The sequence below is a fragment of the Streptomyces virginiae genome (assembly GCF_000720455.1).
In the GTDB taxonomy this organism is placed as follows: Bacteria; Actinomycetota; Actinomycetes; order Streptomycetales; family Streptomycetaceae; genus Streptomyces; species Streptomyces virginiae.
Window position 1 is genome coordinate 390,334 of the sequence record NZ_JOAK01000002.1, and the last position, 22,594, is coordinate 412,927.

The following is a 22,594-nucleotide window of genomic DNA, read 5'->3' on the forward strand; positions in this document are numbered from 1 at the left end:
GCCGGGGCCGGCCGCCGCGTCAGCCGCAGCCGCCGCCACCGCAGCAGCCCCCGCCGCCTCCGCCCATGGGGCGGGCGGGCGCCGGGGCGCTGCCCGACCCGCCCACGGCGACGGCGGACAGCAGCTTGACGGTGTCGGCGTGCCCGGCCGGGCAGTCGGCGGGGGCGGAGGACTCGGCCATGGGACGGCTGACCTCAAAGGTGTCGTCGCAGGTCCGGCAGCGGAATTCGTAACGAGGCATGCGCACAGGCTAAGCGCGCCCGCCGCCCGTTCGCTACGGCCCCGGCTCCGGCTCTAGGGGGTGTCGGGCCGCGCGATCGGTCCGCGCGCGGCGCGGGCCCGGTCCTCCCGGGCCGCCTGCTCGGGGTGCCGGGCACGCCAGTACGGATTGTCGTGCGGCAGCGCGCTGCCCACCCGCCCGTACATCCCGAACCACATCAGCATCACGCCGACGACGAAGCTGAACAGCACGTTCTGGATCTCGAAGGCCAGGAAGTTCAGCCCCGTGTCGAGCAGGGCGAGGTTCACGAACCCGCTCGCGATGAACAGCACGCCCAGCACGATGTTCAGCGTCGACGCGAAGGTCCCGCCCACCACCATCCCGGCGACCAGGAGACCGCCGATGCAGATCGACAGGACGCTCAGCGCGCCGTTGGTGTTCAGCGCCAGCACCGTGTCGCCGCCCGTGTCGAAGAACCCGATCCGGTCGACGATGCCCAGGATCCCGAACACCACCAGCAGCAGACCGGTCAGCCCCGCCCCGACCCGGTACACCTGGCTGAGCTTGTGATCGGCGGGCAGGTGCTCGTCGAGCCGGGCATTGACCGGATGCAGAGCGCGCTGCACCCGCCGCCCGATCGGGTGCGGGTCCGGCGGCACGCTCGTCCCGTACGGCTCGTGGGCGACGTAGGGCGCGTAATGCTCATGGGGCTCGGTGCACCCGTACGCCGCATGAGGCGCGTACGGCGCGTGGGACACCGGCGGTGGTGCCTGGGACGCACGCGGCTTGTGGAAGGTGTGGGCAGCCATGGAGGCCTCCTCTGCTCCGTCCCGTACCCCCAGCATCCGTCGCCACCCGCCCCGCGACAAGCAGGGCGAGCACCCAGCGCCAGGCCGTGTCCTTCGCCCTAGCCCTGGCCGCGCTCCTCCCGGATCCCGCTCACCACCCGGTTCACCGAAGCCCGGACGGCCTCCATCTCCTGGAGGAACGCCCAGTAGTCCGGATGCCGCCCCTCCAGCCCTTCCAGCGCCCGGCCCACCCGCGCCACCGCATCGTCCAGCGGCCGCGCGTGCCGCGGATCGGGCACACTGCGGCCCGCCATCGCCAGCCGCTGCGCGTCCCGGATGGCGAAGCGGGTACGGTCGACCTCCGCCTGCGGGTCCCGCGCCACCGCCTCCAGCCGCGTCAGCCGGTCCTGCGCCGCCGACACCGCCCCGTCCGTCGAGTCCAGCGCACCACGGACCGCCTCGATCAGGGCCCCCACGTCGGCCCAGCGCTGCTCGTCACGGGCCACGCCCGCCTCCCGCAGCTGCTCCTCGGCCCGCGACACGTCCCGCGCCGCCTCGTCCGGCACGTGCTGGAGGTCCTGCCAGCACGCCGCACTGAACCGCCTGCGCAGCTCGCTCAGTACCGGATCCACCCGGTCCGCCCGGTTGCGCAACGCCTGCGCCCGCGTCCGCAGGCTCACCAGCCGCCGGTCGATCTCCGCCGCTCGCTCGGGCAGCCGCGCCGCCTCGGCCCGTATGGCCTCCGCGTCGCGCAGGATCCGGTCGGCGCGCTGCACCGTCTCCTGCACCCCGTGCAGGGCCGCGCCCTGGTTCAGCTTGGTCAGCTCCGGCCCCAGCGCCGCCAGCCGCGCCGCCAGGTCGTCGGCCCGCATCCCCTTGGCCCGTACGGCGTCCAGCGCGTCACTGGCTCCGATCAGCGCGGCCCTGGCCCGCTCCCGGGCCGGCGCGACCCGCGCGAGCTGCGTCTCGGCCTTGTCCAGCAACGGCTGCAGACCCTGCGCGAACCGCTCCAGCTCCCCCTTGACCCGCAGGAGTTCATCGCGAGCCCGGGTCAGCTGGTCCCGCGCGCGCGTGGCCACCGAGGCCTCCAACTCCGCCCGGTCCAGATCGTGCGCGTCGACCGCCTCGATGTAGACGTGGCTGACCTGGTCGATGCGCTGCCCGAGCGCGGCGAACCCCTCGGTCGCCTGCCGCGCGGCGGGCGACCCGTCCGCCGCGGCGATCGTCTCGATCGAGATCCGCAGATCCCGCTGCGCCGTGTCCAGCTCGTAGAACGCGGCCGCAGCGGCATCCTTGGCCGCCTGCGCATCCGCCCGCCGACTCTCGTCCCGCCCACCGAACCACCGCCGGGATGCCGTCGTCACAGTCCCTCTCCCGTACGTGTCCGCCATGCCCCGGTCCATTCTCTCCCACGGGAACCGGTTTGCGTGGGGGGTGTGCCCGGCATGTAGGCTGTCCACTCATCCACGGGTGCGTAGCTCAGGGGTAGAGCGCTGCTCTTACAAAGCAGATGTCGGCGGTTCGAAACCGTCCGCGCCCACCAGTCAAAAGGCCCCCAACCGATCTTGGTTGGGGGCCTTTGACGGCTTCGGGTGACGGCGCCGCGAACGCACCCTGGACCTCGGCGTCCTGTCGGCCGGCGCCTTCGCAGAACCGAGGCCGACGAGCACTGAAGAGGACGTCCACTCCACCGGTGCCCCTGCTGCAGGCAGACCGCATCCGACGCCGAGGCGGGCAGCAGGCGTGCGGGGTCGGCGCAGCTGCCAGGGGCGTGCGACCTCGCACTTCGGGTTGCGGCACCATGACCAGCATGGATTTCGAGGGGATAGGGGCGCTGTCTGCGGCCGTCGTGGCGGCCGTGGCGATTCCGGCGAGCGTGCTGGTGGGCCGATGGCAGATGAAGGCCGCATTGCGTACGGCCGAAGCCACCAGCGAGGCGGGGCTGGCACAGGCCGAGTCTGCGTATCGTGCGGCACTGGATGCGGTTCGCGCTCAGGCGAACGCTGCTCACTTGCAGTGGCGTCGCGGTATCCAACGGGACGCCTACGCCTCTTTCCTCCTTGCGGCGAATCGAGTGCAGGAGCTGGGCGAGGGATTCGTCAGGGACAACGAGTCGGACCTGTCGCCGGAGACCATCAGAGCCGGGAAGAACGCCCTGGACGACGCCCTCGTGAGCCTCAAGGCGGCCCAAACAGTCATTGAGCTGGAAGGGCCTGACGATGTGGCCGCCCCTGCAGCAGGAATGACGGACGCCGCCCAAATGATCGGGTACCAGCTTGGGAAGCAGGCAACCTACGAGCGAGCGTGGGGCAAGCTCGGCCGCATGCTGGACGAGTCGGCAGACGTGAGCGCCGCTGCCGGGAGGCTCATGGAGGCGCTCGCCGGCCTCCGCTCCAACGGCCCCTCAGAGCAGGACGAGCCGACCGGGCGGAGCACGCGGTCCTGTAGCGACGCCCGGAGCGCACTTCCGCCCGGCACTCTGGACGACGACGAGTTCAGAGCCCTGTTGGAGGGATGGACGTCTCGTCCTCCGGCCTTCAGCAGTTCGTACCTTGATGCCGTTCAGCGGTTCCGTGAGAAAGAAGAGCGCTTCGTGCGCGCCGCCAAGATCGAGCTGCACGCTCCGCCCGGCTTGTAGGGCCGGGCTCTCAGACGCCTGCCGCCAGGCGGTCTATCTGCTGGTCGCCGTGGTGGGTTCGGGGCCGCCCAAGTCCAGGCGGAACGGGGGGTACTTGTCGGTCATGAGGAATGCGTAGGCGAGGACGCGCAGCGTCCAGCGGACCAGGCCCATGAGGAGGTCGAACAGGCCCCGCGGGTAGTGCCCGGTGAAGGCCAGGATCAGCACCGCGACGAGGGACAGCAGGCCGATGAGACCGGAGAAGGGGCTGTAGTCCTCCATGTAGTGGTACGCGCTCCGGCCGCTGGTGACCAGCATGCCGACCACCAGAAATTGCGGGATGACCAGGAGCCACTTGACCAGGACCAGCCAGCGGGAAAGCCGCTCCGGATAGGCGACGTCCACGCGGACCGGGTATTCCGGAACGTCCTTGAGGGTGAACGGCGGATATTTGTCGGTGGCGAGCACCATGGAGCAGTAGTACTGGACGCGTGTGCTCCAGCGTATGACGCCGACGCTGAAATCGAAGAGGGGTCGCGGATAGCGGCCGGTGACGAGGATGCAGAAGAACGCGACCACGCTCACCAGCAGGAAGCCGACCTGCAGGAAGAGCAGCACGATGTAGTGGGGGATGGCAAAGATCCACTTGAACAGCCACATCCAGCGGGTGAGCAGGGGATCCGGCGTCGCTTCGACGCGCAGGGGGTAGGAGGGAGTGGAAAGCATGACGGTCACATCATTTCTTGCGCGGGGACGGTAATTGCTTGTCCGCCATTACGCCCCGCGGAGGAGATGCGCGTCATGCCACTGGATCGCGTGGCAGGGAAATCCGTGACTTGACCGGTACGCATTCGGGTGACACGCGAAGACCCCCGGCCCGGTGGGGGTCGGGGGTCTTTCGGACGGCTCAGGCGTTGGGGCGCTTGCCGTGGTTGGCCTTCTTCTTCTTGCGGGCCCGCTTCTTGTTGCCTCGCTTGGCCATGGTGACAGTCTCCCTACTCTCGGTGACCTTCATGACGCCGCCAGTCTAGGCGCGGGCCGGGACGTCCGCATCAGGGCCTCTTGGCCGGTGCGACAGGGCGTGGGATCGTCGGGAGATGGGCGAGTGGCTCGCATGGGGCGCGGTGGGCGCGGCGGTGGTCGTGGCCGCGCTGGTACTGGCGATGACGGAGCGCTCCCTGGGGGCGGGCTTCGAGCGCAAGCGCGACGAGGAGCGGGCGCGACTGCTCGCCCACCTCGCCGAAGCGCCCGGTCCTGAGGGAGGGCCGCCGACCGCCGTGCCGGGGTCCCGGAAGTTCGAGGACGTCGGGGGCCGCCGGAGTCCGCCCGCGCAGCTCGGAGACCGGCGGGACGACTTCACGCCGATCCTCGTCGAGTACTACGCCTACGGGCTCACGCAGGCCCGCAGCAGCTTCGGGACCAGCCAGCGGTTCGCCGGCGCCGGAGCGGCGATCCTGCTCGTCGGCATCGGGCTGGCCGTCCGGAAGGCCGAAACCGGTGGGGAGCTGTACCTCGCCATCGTCACCAGCGCGACGGGCCTGGTCACGACCCTGATCGGGCAGCTCTTCCACCGGCGGGCCGACATCGCGCTGCAGCACATGGCCGACCAGACCGCGTCGCTGCGCGACGACCGCCGGGCCGCCGAGACGACCCAGCAGGCCATCGCTCTGCTGGAAACGGTCGACGACCCGGAGCTGCGGGCCCGCCTCCAGGCCGGACTGATCATGAAGCTTTCCGGGGCCGAGCTGCCCCGGTGAGCGGGATAGTGGAGACATGTGCCGATCGATTAAGACCCTGCGTCCGCCCGCCATCCCCGAAAAGGCGACCGAGGAGGAGATCCGGGCCGCAGCCCTGCAGTACGTACGGAAGGTGTCCGGATTCCGGGTGCCCGCCGCGCACAACCGCGAGGTGTTCGACGAGGCCGTGGACGCCATCGCCGAGGCCACCGCGGCCCTGCTCGACGGCGTGCACGTACGGGGGCAGGCCGCCCCCGCGTGATCCCGGGCCGCGCTACGCGGCGGCGCGCCGGCGCAGCACCCACACGCCGGCGATCAGGGCGCCCGCGGCGAGGGTGCCGCCGACGGCGATCTGGGCCGTGCTCATGGAGCCGACGCTGCCGCCCGTCCCGCCGCGCGCCGCGCCGGGGGTGACCTGGAGGGAGACGGTGACGCGCTCGCCGCCCGGCCCGCCGCACTCGAAGAGGACCCGGTGCGTGCCGGGGCTCGCGTTGTTGAAGACGGTGGCGTTGCCGTAGAGGTTGGTGGCCTCGAGGTTTCCGGGGGACAGCCGTACCTCGCTGAACGCGGTCGACGTGACCCTGGCGACCTTGGTCCCGCACCCCTGGACGTTCAGGGCGACCCGGCCGCCCGGGGCGACCGTGGTGGGGGAGACGGTGGCGGAAGGGGCGGCGTGGGCGAGCGTGACGGGCGTGGCGGCGGTGACGATGAGGGCGGCGGCCGCGGCGGTCATCAGACGGCGCGGAGCGGCGGACCGCGAGCGGGGCGCGGTGGCCGGCGGCTGGGCGAGCGGCGTGGCGGGCATGGAGAGAACTCCTCGGCTCCTCGAAACGGCGCGGCCAGGCCACGGATGTGACGCGGATTCGGTTGCGCACCGTCCTCTGGACGCTAGGAGCCCATCCCGGAGGCGGCGATCGGGGCCGGGTGAACGGGTGAGCCACTGCTCCGCCCGGGGGAGCCCACCCTGGGCCGCGGACGGCCTACGCCGCCGGGGTCGCGGCCGCAGCCGAGGGCGGCCGGCGCACCAGGAACGCCGCGAGCGCGCCCGCGGCGAACAGCGCGACGATCGACACGGCCGTGCCGAGCCACTGGGTACCCAGCCACCGGGTGCCGAAGTAGCCCAGCGCCACGCTGTACCCGGCCCACGCCATGCCCGCCAGGACCGACCAGGGCAGGAACTCCGCCACCTTGCGCTGGGTCTTGCCCGCGCCCAGGGACACCACCGAGCGTCCCGCCGGGGCGAAGCGGGCGATGACCACCAGGGCGCCGCCGCCCCGCGCGAGGGCCGTACCCAGGCGCTCCTGGGCGCGCGTCAGCCGACGCGAGCGGGCGATGGCCCGGTCCAGCCGGGCGCCGCCGTGCCGGGCCAGCCGGAACGCGGCCATGTCACCCAGCACCGACGCCGTCGTCGCGATCACGAGCAGCAGCAGGATGTCCGGCACCTGCTCGGGAACCGGTACCGGCACCGGGCCGGCCGTCCCGGCCGCGGCCGCCGCTGCCGCCGCGGCGGTGATCACCAGTACCCCGCTCGGCAGCACCGGAAGGAAGACGTCGAGCACGATGGACACCGCCACCAGGGCGTAGATCCATGGGCTCGCGGTCAGCGACCCCAAAGTCTCAAACAAAGCGGGACTCCCCAGTCCGGTTGACGTGCTGCGGCATGAAGCGCCGCGACGTCGCGGGGGAGCGGCAGGGGCGGCTGACAGCCATACAGCGTACGCCCGGCACTCCCGCCCCGGGAGCCCGGGGCGGACCGTGCACCACAGCCGTGCCCACGCCACCGCCACCCACCCGGCCCCGCCGTCAGACCCCGCCACCCGGCCGGAGCGGTTCACCTACTCCGCCGCCGTGAGCTCCCGGTCCAGCACCGTCACCAGACGGGCCCCCTCCCGCTTCTTGCGCGCCTGATCCAGTCGCAACCGCGCCGTCCGCCCGGACAACGCCAGCGTCATCAGCTGGTTCCCGAACCAGGGACCGCCCGTACGCCGCCAGTTCAGCGGCGGCCGACCCGTCCGCCCGTGCAGGGAGAAACCGCGCCCCAGCCACCGGCCCATCCGCGACCAGCCCAGCCGAAAGCCCCACTTCACCACGGTATGAATGGAATTGTGAACCGGCGAGCAGGTCAGCTGGAACACCCGCGCCGTGCTCGGTATTCGGGGCTCGGCCACATACGCGTGGTGCACGTCCCCCGACAGCACACACACCGTCGCCGGCGCCCGCGGCCCCGTCCCCACCTCCTCGATCAGATCCGTCAGCGCCGCGAACGACGCCGGGAACGCCGCCCAGTGCTCCAGATCGCTGCGCCGCCGCAGGTCCTCACCGATCCGGGCCCACCGCGGCCCGCGCTCCCCGCGGCACAGCGCCGCATTCCACGTCTCCGCGTCATGGATCAGCGGCGGCATCAGCCAGGGCAGCGAGGACCCGATCAGCAGGTGGTCGTAACCCCCGTGCCCGGCGAGGGCGTTCTCGCGCAGCCACTGCTGCTCCGCCGGATCGAGCATCGCGCGCCCGTCCTCGGCCAGCACCCGCGCGGCGCGCGTGTCCACCATCAGCAGCCGCGTCCGCCCGAAGTCACGCCGGTAGCTCCAGCGCACCGTGGCCGGATCGGCGTCCGCCGCGGACGCGAAGGCCCGTAGCGCGTCGGTGCCGTCGGGATCCTCACGGACCGCCCCGTACAGCCCGTCGGCCGCCAGCTCGGCCGGCGAGAGATTGCCCAGGTGCTGGTACACCCAGTACGACATCAGGCCGCTGAGCACACGCTCCCGCCACCACGGCGTCGCCCGCATCTCCGCGAGCCACGCCGCGCTCGTGTTCCAGTCGTCGATGACGTCGTGGTCGTCGAATATGTGCAGGCTCGGCACCGTCGACAACAGCCAGCGGATCTCCGGGTCGAGCCACGACTCGTAATAGAGCCGGGTGTACTCCTCGTAGTCCGCGACCTGGGCGCCGGGCGCCTCCCGCAGATCCCGGCGGGCGGCGAGCCACTGGCGGGTCTCCCGCGACAGGGCGTCGGCGTACACCTGGTCGCCCAGCAGGAGCAGCAGGTCCGGGCGCTCCGACTCCGGATCCGCGGCCAGCCGCGCCGCGAGGGTGTCGAGCGCGTCCGCGCCGTGCGGCCCGCGCCGGCCGGCGGGCGGCGCGGCCTGACGGCAGGAACCGAAGCTGACGCGCAGCCCGGGCCCGGGCCGCCCCGGGCCCGCCACGACCGGAGTGCTGATCGTGCTCGGAGGGAAGCCGCTGTCGGGCAGTGGCCACACCTGCCGTCCGTCGAGCAGCACCTCATAGGGCGTCGTGGCGCCCGGGGTCAGACCGGTCACCGGCACCAGCGCGTAGTGGTGTCCGGCTATCTGGAAGGTCCGCGCGCTGCCGCCGGCCCCGTCCGCGCACCGCACCTCGGCCGTGCACGGGCGGTCGGCCTCGACCCATATGGTGGCCGCCCCGCCCGTTTCCCAGTCGACGTGGCGCAGCAGCGGCCCCAGACGCAATCCGGCCATGCAACTCCCCCTCCTCCGTAGCCCCTTCGATCACGGTACGACGGGGAGGGGGAGCGACGCCTCCCCCTGGCGGGGGAGAGATCGACCCGCAGGGCCGGCGGCGAGCCGGCAGCGAGCCGGCGGCGTGCCTGCCGGGGCGAAAAGTGGTCCGTCAGCAGCCGTTCAGGACGTTCACCAGTGCCGTCTTCTCGCCCGAGTCCATGCTCAGGCCCCAGTACTGCTTCACGTTGACCCACATCCGCGCGTACGTACAGCGGTAGGCGGTCCGCGGCGGCAGCCACTTGCCGGGGTCGAGGTCGCCCTTGGCCTGGTTGACGTTGTCGGTGACCGCGATGAGCTGGGGGCGGGTGAGGTCGTTGGCGAACTGCTGGCGCTTGGACGTGGTCCAGGAGGAGGCGCCGGAACGCCAGGCCTCGGCGAGCGGGACGACGTGGTCGATGTCGAGGTCGGTGGCGACCGTCCAGGTGGCGCCGTCGTACTCCGAGTACCAGCTTCCGCTCACCGCGGCGCAGGCGGAGTCCTGGACGACGTTCACGCCGTCCCGCTTCAGCACGGTCTCGCGGGTGTTGCAGGAGCCGGAGACGGTGCTCCAGTGCGGGAAGAGGTCGCGGCTGTACCCGCTGGTGGACCCCTCCGTCTTCGGCGTGACCGTCGCCAGGTACGCGCGGGCGGCCGAGGCGCTCATGGGGGTGGGCGGGGCGGCCGCGGCGGTCGGGGCGTTGACGAGGGAGGTGAGCGCGGCCAGCGCAGCTGCTGACGCGAGCACGCCAATTCGACGCGCGTAGACGTTGGGTATGAGTGCCATGAGGGGCTCCCTGGGTGCGGGGGGTCGGGCCGTGTCGCCCCGGCGGGGCGTGGCCATGCTGGCGCCACCGGGTTGCGAGGGGATGGGCGCCAGGTGACAGCGTGGCGACATGAGCACGTCACATCAAGCCGCGCAAGGCCCCTGATTTAAATGGAAGTTGAGATTCCGACGTGATCGGGTGGCTCGACCGGCGCAGGGAGGCGGACGAGGCCCGGGCAGGGCGGGGCAGGCCGGGACCAAAGGCCCATTCCGGCCCGCCACCGGCGTCGCGTACTCTGTTCGGAGCAGAAGGGGAGTAGCTCTTCGCCGGACCGTCGACATACTGCTGGGTCACCCAGCCGGCGCCCGGAGGCAGACCGCGCACAGCGGTCGGCCAGCGAGACCTTTGGCCGCAGTGTCCTGTCCCGGCGTGGGCGCGTTCCGTACGCGCACGCGCAAGCCAGGGCGCCGCCGAGCCGAAGCGACCCCTGACACACCCCTAGGTCTCTCGGTACCGATGGCGCCCTGCCCGACCGATTGAGGTTCCACCCCCGTGTTCAGCTTCAGCATCACGGCGATCGCCTTCGGCGTCGTCTTCCTTGCCGAACTTCCCGACAAGACGGCCCTCGCCGGCCTGATGCTCGGCACGCGCTACCGCGCCTCCTACGTCTTCGCGGGCGTCGCCGCCGCCTTCGCCGTGCACGTGGCCCTCGCCATCGCCGCGGGCAGCGTGCTGACCCTGCTCCCGCACCGCCTCGTCCAGGCCGTCGTCGGCGTCCTCTTCCTCCTGGGCGCGGCCATGCTGCTCCTGAAGAAGGACGACGGGGACGAGGAGATCAAGCCGCCCGCCGACCAGTCGTTCTGGAAGGTCTCGGGGGCCGGCTTCATGCTGATCCTGGTCGCGGAGTTCGGTGACCTGACCCAGATCATGACGGCCAACCTGGCGGCACGGTACGACGACCCCGTATCCGTCGGCAGCGGCGCCGTGCTGGCCCTGTGGGCGGTCGCGGGCATCGGCATCCTGGGCGGCCGCACGCTGATGAAGTACGTACCGCTGCGGCTGATCACCAAGGTCGCTGCGGCCGTGATGGCGGCGCTGGCCGCGTTCTCGCTGTACGAGGCGATCGCGGGCTGACGTACGGGGCCCGGGCCCGGTCCCGGTCCCGGTCCGGGACCGGGGCCGGGGCCGGGTGGCGGTGGCGGAAACTCCGTTGCGGAGGGCGGGGCCGAGGGGCACGCTCGGCGCGTGATCGACTCGACCTCCCCCGCCGGGCCCGGCCCTGCCGTCGGCCCCGGCCCCGGCCCCGGTCCCGCGCCCGCCCCGGACCGCCGTTTCGGCTGGTCCAACATGTTCGTCCACCCCGACGAGGACACCCGTACCGACGGAGGGTTCCGGGGCGAGCGGGACGTGCTCGCCGGCTACCTGCGCGACCAGCGGATCACGCTGGAGCTCAAGTGCGCGGGCCTCGACGCGGAAGCCCTGGCCCGGCGCTCGGTGGAACCCTCCGACCTGTCCCTGCTGGGTCTCGTACGCCACCTCGCGGGCGTCGAGCAGTACTGGTTCCGGCAGGTCATGGCGGGCCAGGAGGTACGCCGGCACTACCGCTCGGAGACGGAGCCGGCAGGGGAGTTCACCGGCGCGGCGGCCGATCCCGCGCTGGTCGCGGACGCGTGGGCGACCTGGCGGGCCGAGGTCGCCTTCGCCGAACGGCTCGTCGCGCAGGCTCCCGGCATGGGCGTCACGGGCGACTGCGGCGGCGAGCCCATGGAGCTCCGCGAGGTACTGGTCCACATGATCGAGGAGTACGCGCGGCACAACGGCCACGCGGACCTGCTGCGGGAGCGCATCGACGGGCGCGTGGGGCAGTAGGCCGGCATGTGCCCGTTCGGGGCGCCGCTACCGTGCGGGCGCGTCCTGGGGCTCCGGCCGCACCGTGATGCGTATCGAGCCGTCTGGGCCGCTCGTGACGGCGAGGGACGTCAGGTCCTGGACGTGCACCGTCGGGCCGTGCGCGGCGGCGCGGGGACCCACGCCGATCACGCGCATGCCCGCCGCGCGGCCGGCGGTGATGCCCGCGGCCGAGTCCTCGAAGACGATGCAGTCGGCCGGGTCCACGCCCAGGGCGGCGGCACCCTTGAGGAAGCCCTCGGGGTCCGGCTTGCTGGCGCCGACGGACTCGGCCGTCACCCGTACCGCGGGCATCGGGAGCGCGGCGGCCGTCATCCGGGCGGTGGCGAGAGCGGCGTCGGCGGACGTGACCAGGGCGTGCGGCAGGCCGTCGAGCGCGGCCATGAAAGCGGGGGCGCCCGCCACGGGGACCACACCGTCGGTGTCGGCGGTCTCGCGCGCCAGCATGACCGCGTTCTCGGCGAGGTTGACCTCCATGGGGCGGTCCGGCAGCAGGACGGCCATGGTGGCGTAGCCCTGGCGGCCGTGGACCACCTTCAGGGCCTCCTGCGGGTCCAGCCCGTGGGAGACCGCCCAGTCGCGCCAGCAGCGTTCGACCACCGCGTCGGAGTTGACGATCGTGCCGTCCATGTCGAGGAGCAGGGCCTTGGCGGTGAGTACTGCGGGTGCGGTGGTGGTGCTGGCCGGCATAGACGGGGCTCCAGACGGGCGGGAAAAGAGAACAAGTGGTTCCGTCCACCGGTCAGGGAGTGAGGACGGAACCACTTTGTTCCCACACGATACAAAACTGGGGATGGTCTGCGCCACTCGCGGGCGTGTGACCCCTGTCGCCTCGTCCGGCCCATGCCCCGCTCGGCCCCCGCCCGCGACCTACCCCTCCAGCGCCTTGCGGGTGAGGGGTCCGTAGACGCCCCACTCCTGCGGGTCGATCCGGTGGTCGTACTGGAAGTCCGACAGCGCTTCTTCGACCCTCCAGTCGAACTTTCCGTGGAACTTGCCCCGGTACAGCCCCTGCGCCGCCAGCAGCCGCTGGAGCTTCTCCACCTCCGGACCGGAGTCCCCGTAGCGGAGAACGGGCGCCTGCGCGGGCGGCGGCGAACTGGACGCACGGGTCGCACTGGGCGAAGCACTCGGCGACGGGGGCGCGGAGGACGCGGAACGGGACGGGCTCGGCGACGCGGACGGCGACGCCGACTTCGACGCGGTCGGCGACTTGGAGGCCGACGGGGACGCGCTGCCGTTGCTCGGGCTGCCGGACGGTGCGACCGGAGCCGCGCTCACGGCGGGCGCAGACGCCTTCGCGTCCAGCAACGTCGCATCACCGTCCGTGGAAGCGGGCAGCACCCACACCGCCACGGCCGTGCCACTGAGGGCCACCGTCGCCGCGGCCCCGATCAGCAGCGCCAACGGCCGGCGGCGGAAAGCGGAACCGGACCGCCCCTCCGGGCCCCCGCCCCCGCCCCCGCCCCATCCCTCTTGTGTTCCGCCCGACGCGGGGCCCGACGCGCGGCCCGCTGACGGGACCGCGCGGAGCCGCATCGTCTCCGCCGGGAGCGGCGCGTGCGCCGGGCCGTCCTGCCACGGCCCCGCCGCAGGCGCCACGGGTATCCCGTAAGCCGGAGTGTCGTCCTCCGCCGCGGCCGACTGCGGCGCAGGCGCGGGCGCGGGCGCAGGCGCGGGCGCGGGCGGGGGAGTCACCACATCGGACACGGGCTGCGGGGACGACTGCCCGGGCTCGGCGGGAAGCTCACCGGGGTCGGACAACGTCACGTACGGACGGATGCGCAGAGGGTTGAACCCCACACCCGGCGCACACCCGCAGGCGGCGCCGGCAGCGTCGCAATTTGGACAGTGCTCACCGTTCACTGGGACTCCCTCCCTGGCTTATTGCCTGCGATTATGCAGACCCGCCGCGGCCCTCCCAACCGCCCGAGAGGCCATAACCGGACACACCGCTCAGGATGGAGATGTTGATCCGGCCGGAGGAGGAATCGATGGCTCAGGATGCGACCAAAGGTGCCGTGGACCCCCTGCCCGGCCCGCAGAAGTCCGGCCCCGCCGGCGAGCACAGCGCACGCGAGGTGCTCGTTCCCATCGGCGCACTGCTCCTGGGCCTGCTGATCGCGGCACTCGACCAGACCATCGTCTCCACCGCCCTGCCGACCATCGTCAGCGACCTCGGCGGCATGGCCCACCTGTCCTGGGTCGTCACCGCCTACATGCTCGCCGCCACCGCCGCCACCCCCCTGTGGGGCAAGCTCGGCGACCAGTACGGACGCAAGAAGCTCTTCCAGTACGCCATCGTCCTCTTCCTGATCGGGTCGGCACTGTGCGGACTGGCCCAGGACATGCCCCAGCTCATCGGCTTCCGAGCCCTCCAGGGCCTGGGCGGCGGGGGACTGATCGTGCTGTCGATGGCGATCGTCGGCGACATCGTCCCGCCCCGCGAACGCGGCAGGTACCAGGGCCTCTTCGGCGGCGTCTTCGGCGCGACCAGCGTGCTGGGCCCACTGCTGGGCGGCCTGTTCGTCGACAACCTCTCCTGGCGCTGGGTCTTCTACATCAACCTCCCCATCGGTCTCGTCGCCCTCGTCGTCATCGCCGCCGCGCTGCACATACCGGCACGCCCCTCGAAACACACCATCGACTACCTCGGCACCTTCCTCATCGCATGCGTCGCCACCTGCCTCGTCCTCGTCGCCTCCCTCGGCGCCACCTGGGGCTGGGGCTCGGCCCGGATCATCGGCGTCGCCCTCCTCGGCGTCCTGCTGCTCGCCGCCTTCCTCCTCGTCGAGCGCAAGGCCGCCGAACCCGTCCTGCCTCTGGGGCTCTTCCGCATCCGCACCTTCACCCTCTGCTCGGCGATCAGCTTCGTCGTGGGCTTCGCGATGTTCGGGGCGATGGTCTACCTGCCGACCTTCCTCCAGATCGTCCAGGGCGTCTCACCGACCATGTCCGGCGTCCACATGCTGCCGATGGTCATCGGCATGCTCATCTCCTCCACCGCCTCCGGCCAGATCGTCAGCCGGACCGGCCGCTGGAAGGTCTTCCCGCTGGCCGGAACCGCCGTCACCGCCATCGGCCTGCTCCTCCTCCATCAGCTGCACCGCACCAGCTCCACCTGGGAGATGAGCCTCTACTTCTTCGTCTTCGGCGCCGGACTCGGCCTGGTCATGCAGGTCCTCGTCCTCGTCGTGCAGAACGCCGTCAGCTACGCCGACCTCGGCGTCGCCACCTCCGGTGCCACCTTCTTCCGCTCCATCGGCGCCTCCTTCGGCGTCGCGATCTTCGGCACGGTCTTCACCAACCAGCTCGACGACAAACTGGCCGCCTCGCTGGCCGGTGTCACCCTGCCCGCCGACGCCGGCATCCCCCAGCTGGAGGCGGACCCCCGGTCCATCGGCGCCCTGCCCGCCGACCTCCGCCCGCGCGTCCTCGACGCCTACGCCACCGCCATCACCGACGTCTTCCTCTACGCCGTGCCCGTCGTCCTGATCGCCTTCGTGCTGGCCTGCTTCCTGAAGGAGGACAAGCTCCGCGCCTCCGTCACCGCGCCCGACGTGACCGAGACCCTGGCCTCCAACCCCGTCCACCGCTCCTCCCACGACGAGGTCGCCCGCGCGCTGACCGTCCTCGGCACCCGCGAAGGCCGACGCCACGTCTACGAGAAGATCACCGAGAAGGCCGGCTACGACCTGCTGCCCGCCTCCAGCTGGCTGCTGCTGCGGATCAACAAATACGGCTCGGCGGAACCCGCACTGCTGGCCGAGCGCGTCAACGTGCCGCTGAAGGTCATCACGGACGCCGCCCGCCAGATCGAGGAACGCGGACTCGCCGTCCGGGACGGGCTCCCGCTGGTCCTGACCGAACAGGGCAGCGAGGCCGCCGCGAAGCTCAGCGACGCCCGGCAGGAGTCCCTCGCCGAACTGCTCGGCGACTGGTGGGGCCCCGACCGGCCGACCGACCTGGTCAAACTGGTCGAGGAGATCAACACCGAACTGTGCGGATCCGACGCCGAAGAGCCCTACGACGCCGAGCCCCGGCGCGACCACGCCGCCCCCTAGGGGGAGCCTCCCCCTCACGTGCGGGATCAGACCAGGCGCTTCTCGAACCAGTGCTCCGCATACGGGCCGGAGTTGTACGCGGGTATCTCCGCGTAGCCGTGACGCGCATACAACGCGCGGGCCTCCACGAGGTCCGACCGGGTGTCCAGCCGGATCCGCTCGGCGCCCAACGCACGGCTCTGCGCCTCCAGGGCGCCGAGCAGGGCCGCCCCGCCGCCGGTACCGCGGGCGCGCCGGTCCACGTACACCCTGGTGAGCTCGGCGGTCACGGGGTCGAGCAGGCGGATGCCGCCGCACGCCAGTGCCTCGCCGTCGAGGCGGCCGACGAGGAACTGGCCCGTCGGCGGTTCCAGCCCGTCGTCCGGGAAGTCCAGCAGCCCCTGGTCGATCTCGGGCTCGGTGACCTCGCGTTTCCAGTACCGGCCGGCGACCTCGGCGTAGTAGGCGCGGCGCAGCCGCGTGGCGTCGCCCGTGCTGAACGCTTCGGGGGACACGGCCCAGGTGGGTGATGGTGTGCGGTGTTCGCTGTGAGTGCTCATGGCGTCATTGTGGAGTCCGCGGGCGATCTCCCGCGTGGAATATCCACATTGGCGGGCTGATGATAGGAAAAACGGCAATTCCGCATACCCGGAGGGTGTGAAACGCCATGGCAGAGCATCCGGACTGTGCCCTGATCCGCCGCGGCTACGAGGCCTTCGGCAACGGCGACATGGAGGCGATGGCCGCGCTCATGACCGCCGACGTCATCCACCACGTGCCCGGCAACAACCCCATGTCCGGACACCACAAGGGCCGGGACCAGGTCCTCGACTTCTACCGCCGCCTCGGCGAGGAGACGAAGGGCACCTTCCAGGTGCACCTGGAATCCGTGCTCGCGGACGGCCGGGGGCACGTGATGAGCTTCCACACGGCGCGCGGTGACCGCGGCGACCGCGGCATTGAGATCCGCGAAGGACTCTTCTTCACGATCGTCGGCCACAAGATCACCGACATCGACCAGTGCACCGCGGACATCGACGAGGAAGACGCCTTCTGGAGCTGATCGAACCCGGGCACACGGCCCCACGGCCCCGGCCCCACGAACCGCCAGACCCACGAACCGCCAGACCCACGAACCGACAGGCCTACGCACCGCCAGACCCAGGACCCCGGGACACCCGCCCGGGGTCCGGTCCGCGCGCAGCGCCCGGAACGCAGCGAGCGAGCCGCGAGCCGCGCTCCGCGCGTCAGGCCTTCTTCGGCGCCGCCTGCTGCACGACCTCGAACGACCACACCGTCGACGCCGAGGCCGCCGGCTTCGGCCGCTCCGCGCCCGCCACGCCGCCCTCGCCGCCGCCACCCTGGTGAGCGGCCTTCATCGGCCCCTCCATCCATGCCTGGAAGTCCTCCTCCGAACGCCACCGCGTGTAGACGAGGTACTGGTCGGTGCCCTCCACGGGGCGCAGCAGTTCGAACCACTCGAAGCCGTCCGAGCTCTCCACCGCCCCGGCGCGCGAGGCGAAGCGCCGCTCCAGGACCTCCCGCTGCTCGGCGGGAACCGTCAGTGCGTTGATCTTCACGATGCTCATGGGAGCCATCCTAGGGATCCCGTGGGGGATATCGTCGTGCGGGTAATGGAGCGCGGCAGCCAGGCGAAGTCGGGGTTGCGGTCAACACGGCGGGAGGCCGGCGAGGCGTGGCTAACGCGGCAGAGCACAGCACAGCGGACGGACATGCCGGGGTCATAGGCGGTAACAGCAGGCTCGGCGCGGCGCGTCTCCTCCTGTGGGCCCTGGCCGGTGCGCTCGCCGTCAGACAGGCCGTCGCGGTGCTGCGCGTGCCACCCGCCGAGTGGCTGGGCGGATTCCACCTCCCCGGCAGCCTCCCTGGTTCGGGCGGCGGTTCCGGCGGCGGCGCGGTCGCATCCGTCTACGACGTCGGGCAGTTCGCCGGGACCCCCTTCGCCGGGCTGGTCCTCAAGCCGCTCGTCGGTCTCGCCGCCCCCTCCCTGGAGGTCGCCTGGACCTGCGTGACGCTGCTGTTCGTCGCCGCCATCGGGCTCGTCGCCGCCCGCGGCCTGCCCGACCCCGTGCCACGCCGCACCGCGCTGCTCGCCGCGCCCGTCCTGACGGCCCTGATGATGGTCTCGCTGCCCGTCCGGGAGGCCGCCTCACCCGGCCGGACCGCGGTCGTTCCCGTGTTGCTGGTGCTCCTGGCCGTCTTCCGCGTCCCCGGCGACCGGCCCGCGGGCTTCCTCGTCGGCCTGGCCGCCGCGCTCCAGCCGGCCCTGCTGCTCTTCGCCCCGCTGCTGTGGCTGACCGGACGCCGCCCCGCCGCGCGGACCGCCGCCGTGACCTTCGCCGCCGTCACCGCGCTGTCGTGGGCGGCCCTGCCGCGCGACTCCTGGACGTACTGGGTGCACCACCTGGCCGGCACGGGCCTCGGCGGGGCTCCCGACGGCCTCGCCAACCAGTCCGTGCACGGCGCGCTGCTGCGCCTCGGCCTGACCGGCCCGGTCGAGGTCCTGCTGTACGCCGCCCTCGCGGGTCTCATCGTCTGGTTCGGCCTGCGCCGCGCGGTCCGCTACGCCCGTGACGGCCAGCTGCTGCTCGCCGTCGCCGTCACCGGCTGCGTGGCCGTCGCCGTGTCCCCGACCGGCTGGCGCCACCAGCTGCTGTGGGTGCTGCTCGCCGTCGCCGGCAAGGTCGGCAAGCGAGCCGCCGACCGCCGGGTGTGGCCGGTGGCCGTCGTCCTCGCCATGACCCTGCCGAGCGCGGTGCTGCTGCCGAACCTGACCGCGCTGGCCCCCGTACGCGACAACGTGCTGCTGCTCACCGCGGTCGCCGCGGCCTGCGCGGTGCCGTTCCTGCCGCGCTCGTCCCCGTACTGGCGGGACCCCGTACCGACGGACTACGGGCGGCCGGCGCAGGCCCGCTGGTCGCGCGTGCCGCTGCTGCCGTTCTGGCGGCGCGTGCTGTCCCGCCCCAACCTCCTGCTGGAACTGCTCCTGATAAGGGTCGGCTACTCGCTCTACTCCCACATCCGGGCCGCCGCCCCCACCAGCCGCTCCCTCGCCGAGGGCAACGGCAGTCAGATCCTGGGGATCGAGCGGGCGCTGGGCATCGACATCGAGCACGCCGTGAACCACGCCGTGGTGGACACGCCCTGGCTGGAGGCCTTCTTCAACTTCTACTACACCTCCTTCCACTTCGTGGTGCCGCTGACGATCCTGGCGGTCCTGTACTGGCGGCGCCCCGGCGACTACCGCTGGGCCCGCGCCTCCCTGGGCCTGGCCACCGTCCTCGCCCTCGCCGGTTTCTGGCTCTACCCGCTCGCCCCGCCGCGCCTGATGCCGGGCCTCGGCTTCGTCGACACCGTGCACGGCCCGCAGGACCTGGCCAACCCGTCGTACGGGGCCATGACGGCGATCTCCAACCAGTACGCGGCGATGCCCTCGCTGCACTTCGGCTGGTCGCTGTGGTGCGGGATCGTGATCGTGGTGCTGGCCCCGAAGGGCTGGCAGAAGCTGCTGGGGGCCCTGCACCCGCTGATCACGGTGTGCGCGATCGTCGCCACCGCCAACCACTGGGTGCTGGACGCGGTCGGCGGAGCGGCCGTCGTCATCGCCGGTTTCGGGCTCGTCCACGTGCTGTCCGGGCCGCGCGGCCTGCACACGAGCCTTCCGGCGCAGCGCGGTGACGGCGCGGACCGGGAGGCGCCCGTCCCGCCCGACAGGGCACCCGCCGCCCAGCCCGTCGCGGGGTCGCGCCCCTGAGGGGTGTCCGGCGGGTGTCCCGTCAGCCTCCGCCGCGCCGTCTGCGCAGCAGCGAGCGCAGCGGTCCCGGGCTCTCGTACCCGACCCGCCGGGCGACCGCCGCCAGGGGCAGGTCCGTGGTGCGCAGCAGGTGTTCGGCCTGCTCCACCCGCAGGTCCTGCACCAGTCCGACCGGGGTGCGGCCGAGGGTACGGGCGACCGCGCGCTGCAGGGTGCGCTCGCTGACGCCGAGATCACGGGCCGCGTCCGCGATCGGCGCCGGCTCGGCGAGGCGGGCTCGCGCCCACTGCTCGAAGGCGGCGACGAGCGGGTCGTGGCGGGCCAGCGCGCTGGGGATCGCGTACGCGGCCTGCGAGGCCCGGTCGTCGACGACGAGGTAGCGGCGGACCAGGTCCGCGAGGGCGGGGCTGCGCGTGCCGACGATCGACAGGGCCAGGTCGAGGTGGCCGAACGCGGCGCCCGCCGTGGTCACCCCGCCGGAGCTGACGACCATGCGCGTCTCCTCCAGCGTGACCCGGCGGTAGCGGTCCCGGAAGAGGGGGGCCAGCCACCAGCTGGTCGTCGCCCGCTGCCCGTCCAGCACCCCTGCCTCGGCGAGCAGGAACGTTCCGGTGCAGGAGGTGGCGAGCGGGGTGCCGCGCTCGCGCGCCTGCGCCAGGAGCCGGCGGGCCGGGCGGTACGCGGCCGACGCGACCGCCTCGACCAGGGCCTCCGGGCGGCGTTCCGTCAACGCGGGCACTACCAGCAGGTCCGCGTCCCCGGCCGCGGCGGCCGGCGCGGTGTCGATGCGGTGGCCGAGCCCGGTGCGGACCCGGCGCCGCACGCCCACCGTCACGATGTCGAAGGCGGGCGGTGGGGCTCCGGCCACTCGGCGGCGCAGCGCGTCGGCCGTGTGCAGCACGTCCAGGACGGCCGAGATGCCCGAGTCGAAGACCCCGTCGAGGGCCAGTACGGCGACTTTCACCGCTCCAAGGTAGCGCTGCCCGGTCCCGCCCGGGCTGTCGGAATCGGTACGGAAGCTGCCGGATCCGACACTCCCGGTCCGGCCGGGGACGCCCCTAGGGTCGTTGCCATGACCACGTATGACACCAGTGCCCCGGTCCGCAGCCGTACGCACACCTGGCAGCCGCGGCCGGACATGACCCCGGAGATCCTCGGCATGAGCGGCCTGGAGATCCTCCGGGCGAGCCTGAAGGGCGAACTGCCGGGCGCGTCGATGATGAGCACCCTGGGCTTCCGGCTCACCGAGGCCGCCGAGGGCGTCGCCGTCTTCGAGGGCGACCCCGGCGACCACCTGCTCAACCCCATGGGGACGGTGCACGGCGGCTTCCTGGCCACCCTGCTCGACTCGGCGCTCGGCTCGGCCGTGATGACCCTGCTCCCGGCGGGCACCGCCTACACCACGGTGCAGCTGGGGGTGCACATGATCCGGCCGGTCATGGCGGACACCCCCACCCTGCGCTGCGAGGGCACCGCCCTGCACGTGGGCCGGACCACCGCCACCGCCGAGGCCCGGGTCACGGGCACGCACGACGGCAAGCTGTACGCCCACGCCACCACGACCTGCGCGATCCTGCGCGCGCGCTGACCCGGCCGCCGGGTCGCGCCGGGCGCGGACCGAAGGGGCGCCGGGGGCACACCATGCCCCGGCGCCCCTTCGGCCGGATCGTCGCTGTGAGTAAGGGTCACCCCGTTCGGGCGGGTCCGCCACTCGAACGGCGGGTCAGGCGCGACCGGTCAGGGGCGACCAGCGGACGGCAGGGGCCGGGGCGTGGGAGGAGCGGCCCCTGCCGTCCTGGGTCACGGGTCAGCCGTGGCTGACCCGGAGTTCCTTGATGCCGTTGAGCCAGGCCGCCCGCAGGCGGCGCGGGTCCTCCCCGGCCATCCGCAGGTCGGGCAGCGCATCGGCCAGGGCGTTGAAGATCAGGTCGATCTCCATCACGGCGAGGGACTTGCCGAGGCAGAAGTGCGGGCCGCCGCCGCCGAAGCCCAGGTGCGGGTTCGGGTCGCGGGTGATGTCGAAGACGTCCGGGTCCTCGAAGACCTCGGGGTCGTGGTTGGCGGAGGAGTAGAACATCCCCACCCGGTCGCCCGCCTTGATCTTCTGGCCGCCCAGCTCGGTGTCCTGGGTGGCGGTGCGTTGGAAGGACACCACCGGGGTGGCCCAGCGGACGATCTCCTCCGCGGCGGTGGAGGGCCGGGTCGCCTTGTACAGCTCCCACTGCTCGGGGTGGGTGAGGAAGGCGTGCATGCCGTGGCTGATGGCGTTGCGGGTGGTCTCGTTGCCGGCGACGGCCAGCAGCAGCACGAAGAAGCCGAACTCGTCGGAGCCGAGGTTGCCCTGGCCCTCGGCCGCCACCAGCTGGGTGACGATGTCCTGGGCGGGGCACTCCTTGCGCTGCGCGGACAGGTTCATCGCGTAACCGATGAGCTCCATGGCGGCGTTGGAGCCGACCTCGGCCGTGATCGCGTACTCCGGGTCGTCGTAGGCGATCATCTTGTTCGACCAGTCGAAGATCTTGGCGCGGTCCTTCTGCGGTACGCCGATCAGCTCGGCGATCGCCTGGAGCGGAAGCTCGCACGCCACCTGGGTGACGAAGTCGAAGCTGCCGTCGGCGGCCGCGGCCGAGGCCTCCTCGACGATCTTCCGGGCCCGGTCGCGCAGGGCCTCCTCCAGGCCGCGGATGGCCCGCGGGGTGAAGCCGCGCTGCACGATCTGGCGTACGCGGGAGTGTTCCGGAGGGTCCATGTTCAGCATGATCAGGCGCTGGGCATCAATGGCATCACGCTGGATGTGCTCGTTGAAGCGGATGATCGCGGTGTTGGTGGTCGAGGAGAACAGCTCGGGGTGCGTGGAGACGTACTTGACGTCCGCGTGCCGGGTCACGGCCCAGTAGCCCTCGTCGTCGAAACCGGTGACCCCCCGCCGCTGCGGGCACCACCACACGGGTGCGGTCTGCCGCAGCTGCGCGAACTCCGGGTACGGAACCCGGCTTTGGAGCAGGTCGGGGTCGGTGGCGTCGAAGCCGTCGGGGAGCGCGGGGCAGGACATCGGGCAACTCCAAAGTCTGACGGACCATCAGAAGTTGGCTCGAAGGTAGTAACGAGTTCTAGAAGTGACAAGGGTCGGGGCGCCAACTGTTGCGTGTGGAATCCGTGCAGGCCGCGTGCAAGACCCTTGCGTGCCGGGGTCCCAGGTCATAAGACTGCGGATAGAACTAGAACGCG

At 72.2% G+C, this 22,594-nt stretch carries 24 protein-coding genes and 1 tRNA gene; 10 read left to right on the top strand and 15 right to left on the bottom strand.

Annotation, left to right across the window (positions count from 1 at the left end; translation table 11 throughout):
• Nucleotides 1-19: 19 nt before the first annotated feature.
• The 3 genes from IG86_RS0104800 to IG86_RS0104810 form a co-directional block, all read right to left on the bottom strand.
• Nucleotides 20-241, bottom strand: a complete 222-nt coding sequence (locus IG86_RS0104800) for an FmdB family zinc ribbon protein (protein ID WP_030819504.1) — start codon at nt 239-241, stop codon at nt 20-22.
• 53 nt (nt 242-294) lie between these two features.
• The gene (locus IG86_RS38340) at nt 295-1,029 is read right to left on the bottom strand and encodes a DUF4383 domain-containing protein (protein ID WP_030819506.1); all 735 of its coding nucleotides are present in this window, start codon (nt 1,027-1,029) and stop codon (nt 295-297) included.
• Nucleotides 1,030-1,127: 98 nt separating this feature from the next.
• Complete coding sequence (locus IG86_RS0104810; RefSeq protein WP_030894826.1) at nt 1,128-2,411, bottom strand: hypothetical protein; 1,284 nt, start codon at nt 2,409-2,411, stop codon at nt 1,128-1,130.
• A 65-nt stretch (nt 2,412-2,476) separates the two neighbouring features.
• Here IG86_RS0104810 and IG86_RS0104815 point away from each other — a divergent pair.
• Nucleotides 2,477-2,551: transfer RNA gene (locus IG86_RS0104815), tRNA-Val, on the top strand.
• A gap of 258 nt (nt 2,552-2,809) precedes the next feature.
• Entirely contained in the window at nt 2,810-3,646 is an 837-nt protein-coding gene (locus tag IG86_RS0104820) for a hypothetical protein (RefSeq protein ID WP_157854765.1), read from the top strand.
• 33 nt (nt 3,647-3,679) lie between these two features.
• On the opposite strand, the gene IG86_RS0104825 is transcribed toward IG86_RS0104820, so the two are convergent.
• Together IG86_RS0104825 and IG86_RS45465 are read right to left on the bottom strand one after the other, a co-directional pair.
• Complete coding sequence (locus IG86_RS0104825; protein WP_030819523.1) at nt 3,680-4,351, bottom strand: DUF4389 domain-containing protein; 672 nt, start codon at nt 4,349-4,351, stop codon at nt 3,680-3,682.
• Between the two features lie 181 nt (nt 4,352-4,532).
• The gene (locus tag IG86_RS45465) at nt 4,533-4,607 is read right to left on the bottom strand and encodes a 50S ribosomal protein bL37 (protein ID WP_099895366.1); all 75 of its coding nucleotides are present in this window, start codon (nt 4,605-4,607) and stop codon (nt 4,533-4,535) included.
• A 115-nt stretch (nt 4,608-4,722) separates the two neighbouring features.
• Between IG86_RS45465 and IG86_RS0104835 the strand changes: the two genes are divergently transcribed.
• Together IG86_RS0104835 and IG86_RS0104840 are read left to right on the top strand one after the other, a co-directional pair.
• The gene (locus tag IG86_RS0104835) at nt 4,723-5,382 is read left to right on the top strand and encodes a TRADD-N-associated membrane domain-containing protein (protein WP_167751132.1); all 660 of its coding nucleotides are present in this window, start codon (nt 4,723-4,725) and stop codon (nt 5,380-5,382) included.
• Nucleotides 5,383-5,398: 16 nt separating this feature from the next.
• Entirely contained in the window at nt 5,399-5,623 is a 225-nt protein-coding gene (locus tag IG86_RS0104840; RefSeq protein WP_030656990.1) for a DUF2277 domain-containing protein, read from the top strand.
• A 12-nt stretch (nt 5,624-5,635) separates the two neighbouring features.
• On the opposite strand, the gene IG86_RS42855 is transcribed toward IG86_RS0104840, so the two are convergent.
• From IG86_RS42855 to IG86_RS0104860, 4 genes are all read right to left on the bottom strand, one after another.
• Nucleotides 5,636-6,166 (bottom strand): hypothetical protein, encoded by a 531-nt coding sequence (locus IG86_RS42855; protein ID WP_157854766.1) that lies wholly within the window; start codon nt 6,164-6,166, stop codon nt 5,636-5,638.
• 175 nt (nt 6,167-6,341) lie between these two features.
• On the bottom strand, nt 6,342-6,986 hold the full coding sequence (locus IG86_RS0104850; RefSeq protein WP_030819529.1) for a DedA family protein: 645 nt from the start codon (nt 6,984-6,986) through the stop codon (nt 6,342-6,344).
• Between the two features lie 210 nt (nt 6,987-7,196).
• The gene (locus tag IG86_RS0104855) at nt 7,197-8,855 is read right to left on the bottom strand and encodes an alkaline phosphatase D family protein (RefSeq protein WP_030894834.1); all 1,659 of its coding nucleotides are present in this window, start codon (nt 8,853-8,855) and stop codon (nt 7,197-7,199) included.
• 151 nt (nt 8,856-9,006) lie between these two features.
• A complete protein-coding gene (locus tag IG86_RS0104860; RefSeq protein ID WP_107051840.1) occupies nt 9,007-9,651 on the bottom strand; it encodes an HNH endonuclease family protein in 645 nt (214 codons plus the stop codon).
• Nucleotides 9,652-10,192: 541 nt separating this feature from the next.
• Between IG86_RS0104860 and IG86_RS0104865 the strand changes: the two genes are divergently transcribed.
• Both IG86_RS0104865 and IG86_RS0104870 read left to right on the top strand, forming a co-directional pair.
• Complete coding sequence (locus IG86_RS0104865) at nt 10,193-10,774, top strand: TMEM165/GDT1 family protein (protein WP_030894837.1); 582 nt, start codon at nt 10,193-10,195, stop codon at nt 10,772-10,774.
• A gap of 213 nt (nt 10,775-10,987) precedes the next feature.
• Nucleotides 10,988-11,509: a DinB family protein gene (locus tag IG86_RS0104870; RefSeq protein ID WP_030894841.1), complete on the top strand. Its 522-nt coding sequence runs from the start codon at nt 10,988-10,990 to the stop codon at nt 11,507-11,509.
• Between the two features lie 27 nt (nt 11,510-11,536).
• Here the strand turns inward: IG86_RS0104870 and IG86_RS0104875 are convergent, their stop codons facing one another.
• Together IG86_RS0104875 and IG86_RS42135 are read right to left on the bottom strand one after the other, a co-directional pair.
• Nucleotides 11,537-12,238, bottom strand: a complete 702-nt coding sequence (locus IG86_RS0104875; protein WP_030894843.1) for an HAD-IA family hydrolase — start codon at nt 12,236-12,238, stop codon at nt 11,537-11,539.
• A 180-nt stretch (nt 12,239-12,418) separates the two neighbouring features.
• Entirely contained in the window at nt 12,419-12,592 is a 174-nt protein-coding gene (locus tag IG86_RS42135; protein ID WP_078958520.1) for a peptidoglycan-binding domain-containing protein, read from the bottom strand.
• A gap of 950 nt (nt 12,593-13,542) precedes the next feature.
• Between IG86_RS42135 and IG86_RS0104885 the strand changes: the two genes are divergently transcribed.
• Nucleotides 13,543-15,612 (top strand): MFS transporter, encoded by a 2,070-nt coding sequence (locus tag IG86_RS0104885; protein WP_030819546.1) that lies wholly within the window; start codon nt 13,543-13,545, stop codon nt 15,610-15,612.
• 26 nt (nt 15,613-15,638) lie between these two features.
• Here IG86_RS0104885 and IG86_RS0104890 read toward each other — a convergent pair whose 3' ends face one another.
• A complete protein-coding gene (locus IG86_RS0104890; protein WP_051784958.1) occupies nt 15,639-16,151 on the bottom strand; it encodes a GNAT family N-acetyltransferase in 513 nt (170 codons plus the stop codon).
• A 107-nt stretch (nt 16,152-16,258) separates the two neighbouring features.
• On the opposite strand from IG86_RS0104890, the gene IG86_RS0104895 reads away from it, so the two are divergent.
• Nucleotides 16,259-16,654, top strand: a complete 396-nt coding sequence (locus IG86_RS0104895) for a nuclear transport factor 2 family protein (protein ID WP_030819550.1) — start codon at nt 16,259-16,261, stop codon at nt 16,652-16,654.
• 184 nt (nt 16,655-16,838) lie between these two features.
• Here IG86_RS0104895 and IG86_RS0104900 read toward each other — a convergent pair whose 3' ends face one another.
• Nucleotides 16,839-17,180 (bottom strand): antibiotic biosynthesis monooxygenase family protein, encoded by a 342-nt coding sequence (locus tag IG86_RS0104900; protein ID WP_030894852.1) that lies wholly within the window; start codon nt 17,178-17,180, stop codon nt 16,839-16,841.
• A gap of 107 nt (nt 17,181-17,287) precedes the next feature.
• Between IG86_RS0104900 and IG86_RS0104905 the strand changes: the two genes are divergently transcribed.
• Nucleotides 17,288-19,366, top strand: coding sequence for a bifunctional glycosyltransferase 87/phosphatase PAP2 family protein (locus tag IG86_RS0104905; protein ID WP_078905797.1), 2,079 nt, complete (start codon nt 17,288-17,290; stop codon nt 19,364-19,366).
• Nucleotides 19,367-19,388: 22 nt separating this feature from the next.
• On the opposite strand, the gene IG86_RS0104910 is transcribed toward IG86_RS0104905, so the two are convergent.
• Nucleotides 19,389-20,330 (bottom strand): GlxA family transcriptional regulator, encoded by a 942-nt coding sequence (locus IG86_RS0104910; RefSeq protein WP_030894856.1) that lies wholly within the window; start codon nt 20,328-20,330, stop codon nt 19,389-19,391.
• Nucleotides 20,331-20,438: 108 nt separating this feature from the next.
• Between IG86_RS0104910 and IG86_RS0104915 the strand changes: the two genes are divergently transcribed.
• A complete protein-coding gene (locus IG86_RS0104915) occupies nt 20,439-20,954 on the top strand; it encodes a PaaI family thioesterase (protein ID WP_030819558.1) in 516 nt (171 codons plus the stop codon).
• A 219-nt stretch (nt 20,955-21,173) separates the two neighbouring features.
• On the opposite strand, the gene IG86_RS0104920 is transcribed toward IG86_RS0104915, so the two are convergent.
• Nucleotides 21,174-22,418 (bottom strand): cytochrome P450, encoded by a 1,245-nt coding sequence (locus IG86_RS0104920; RefSeq protein WP_030894859.1) that lies wholly within the window; start codon nt 22,416-22,418, stop codon nt 21,174-21,176.
• Between the last annotated feature and the right edge of the window lie 176 nt (nt 22,419-22,594).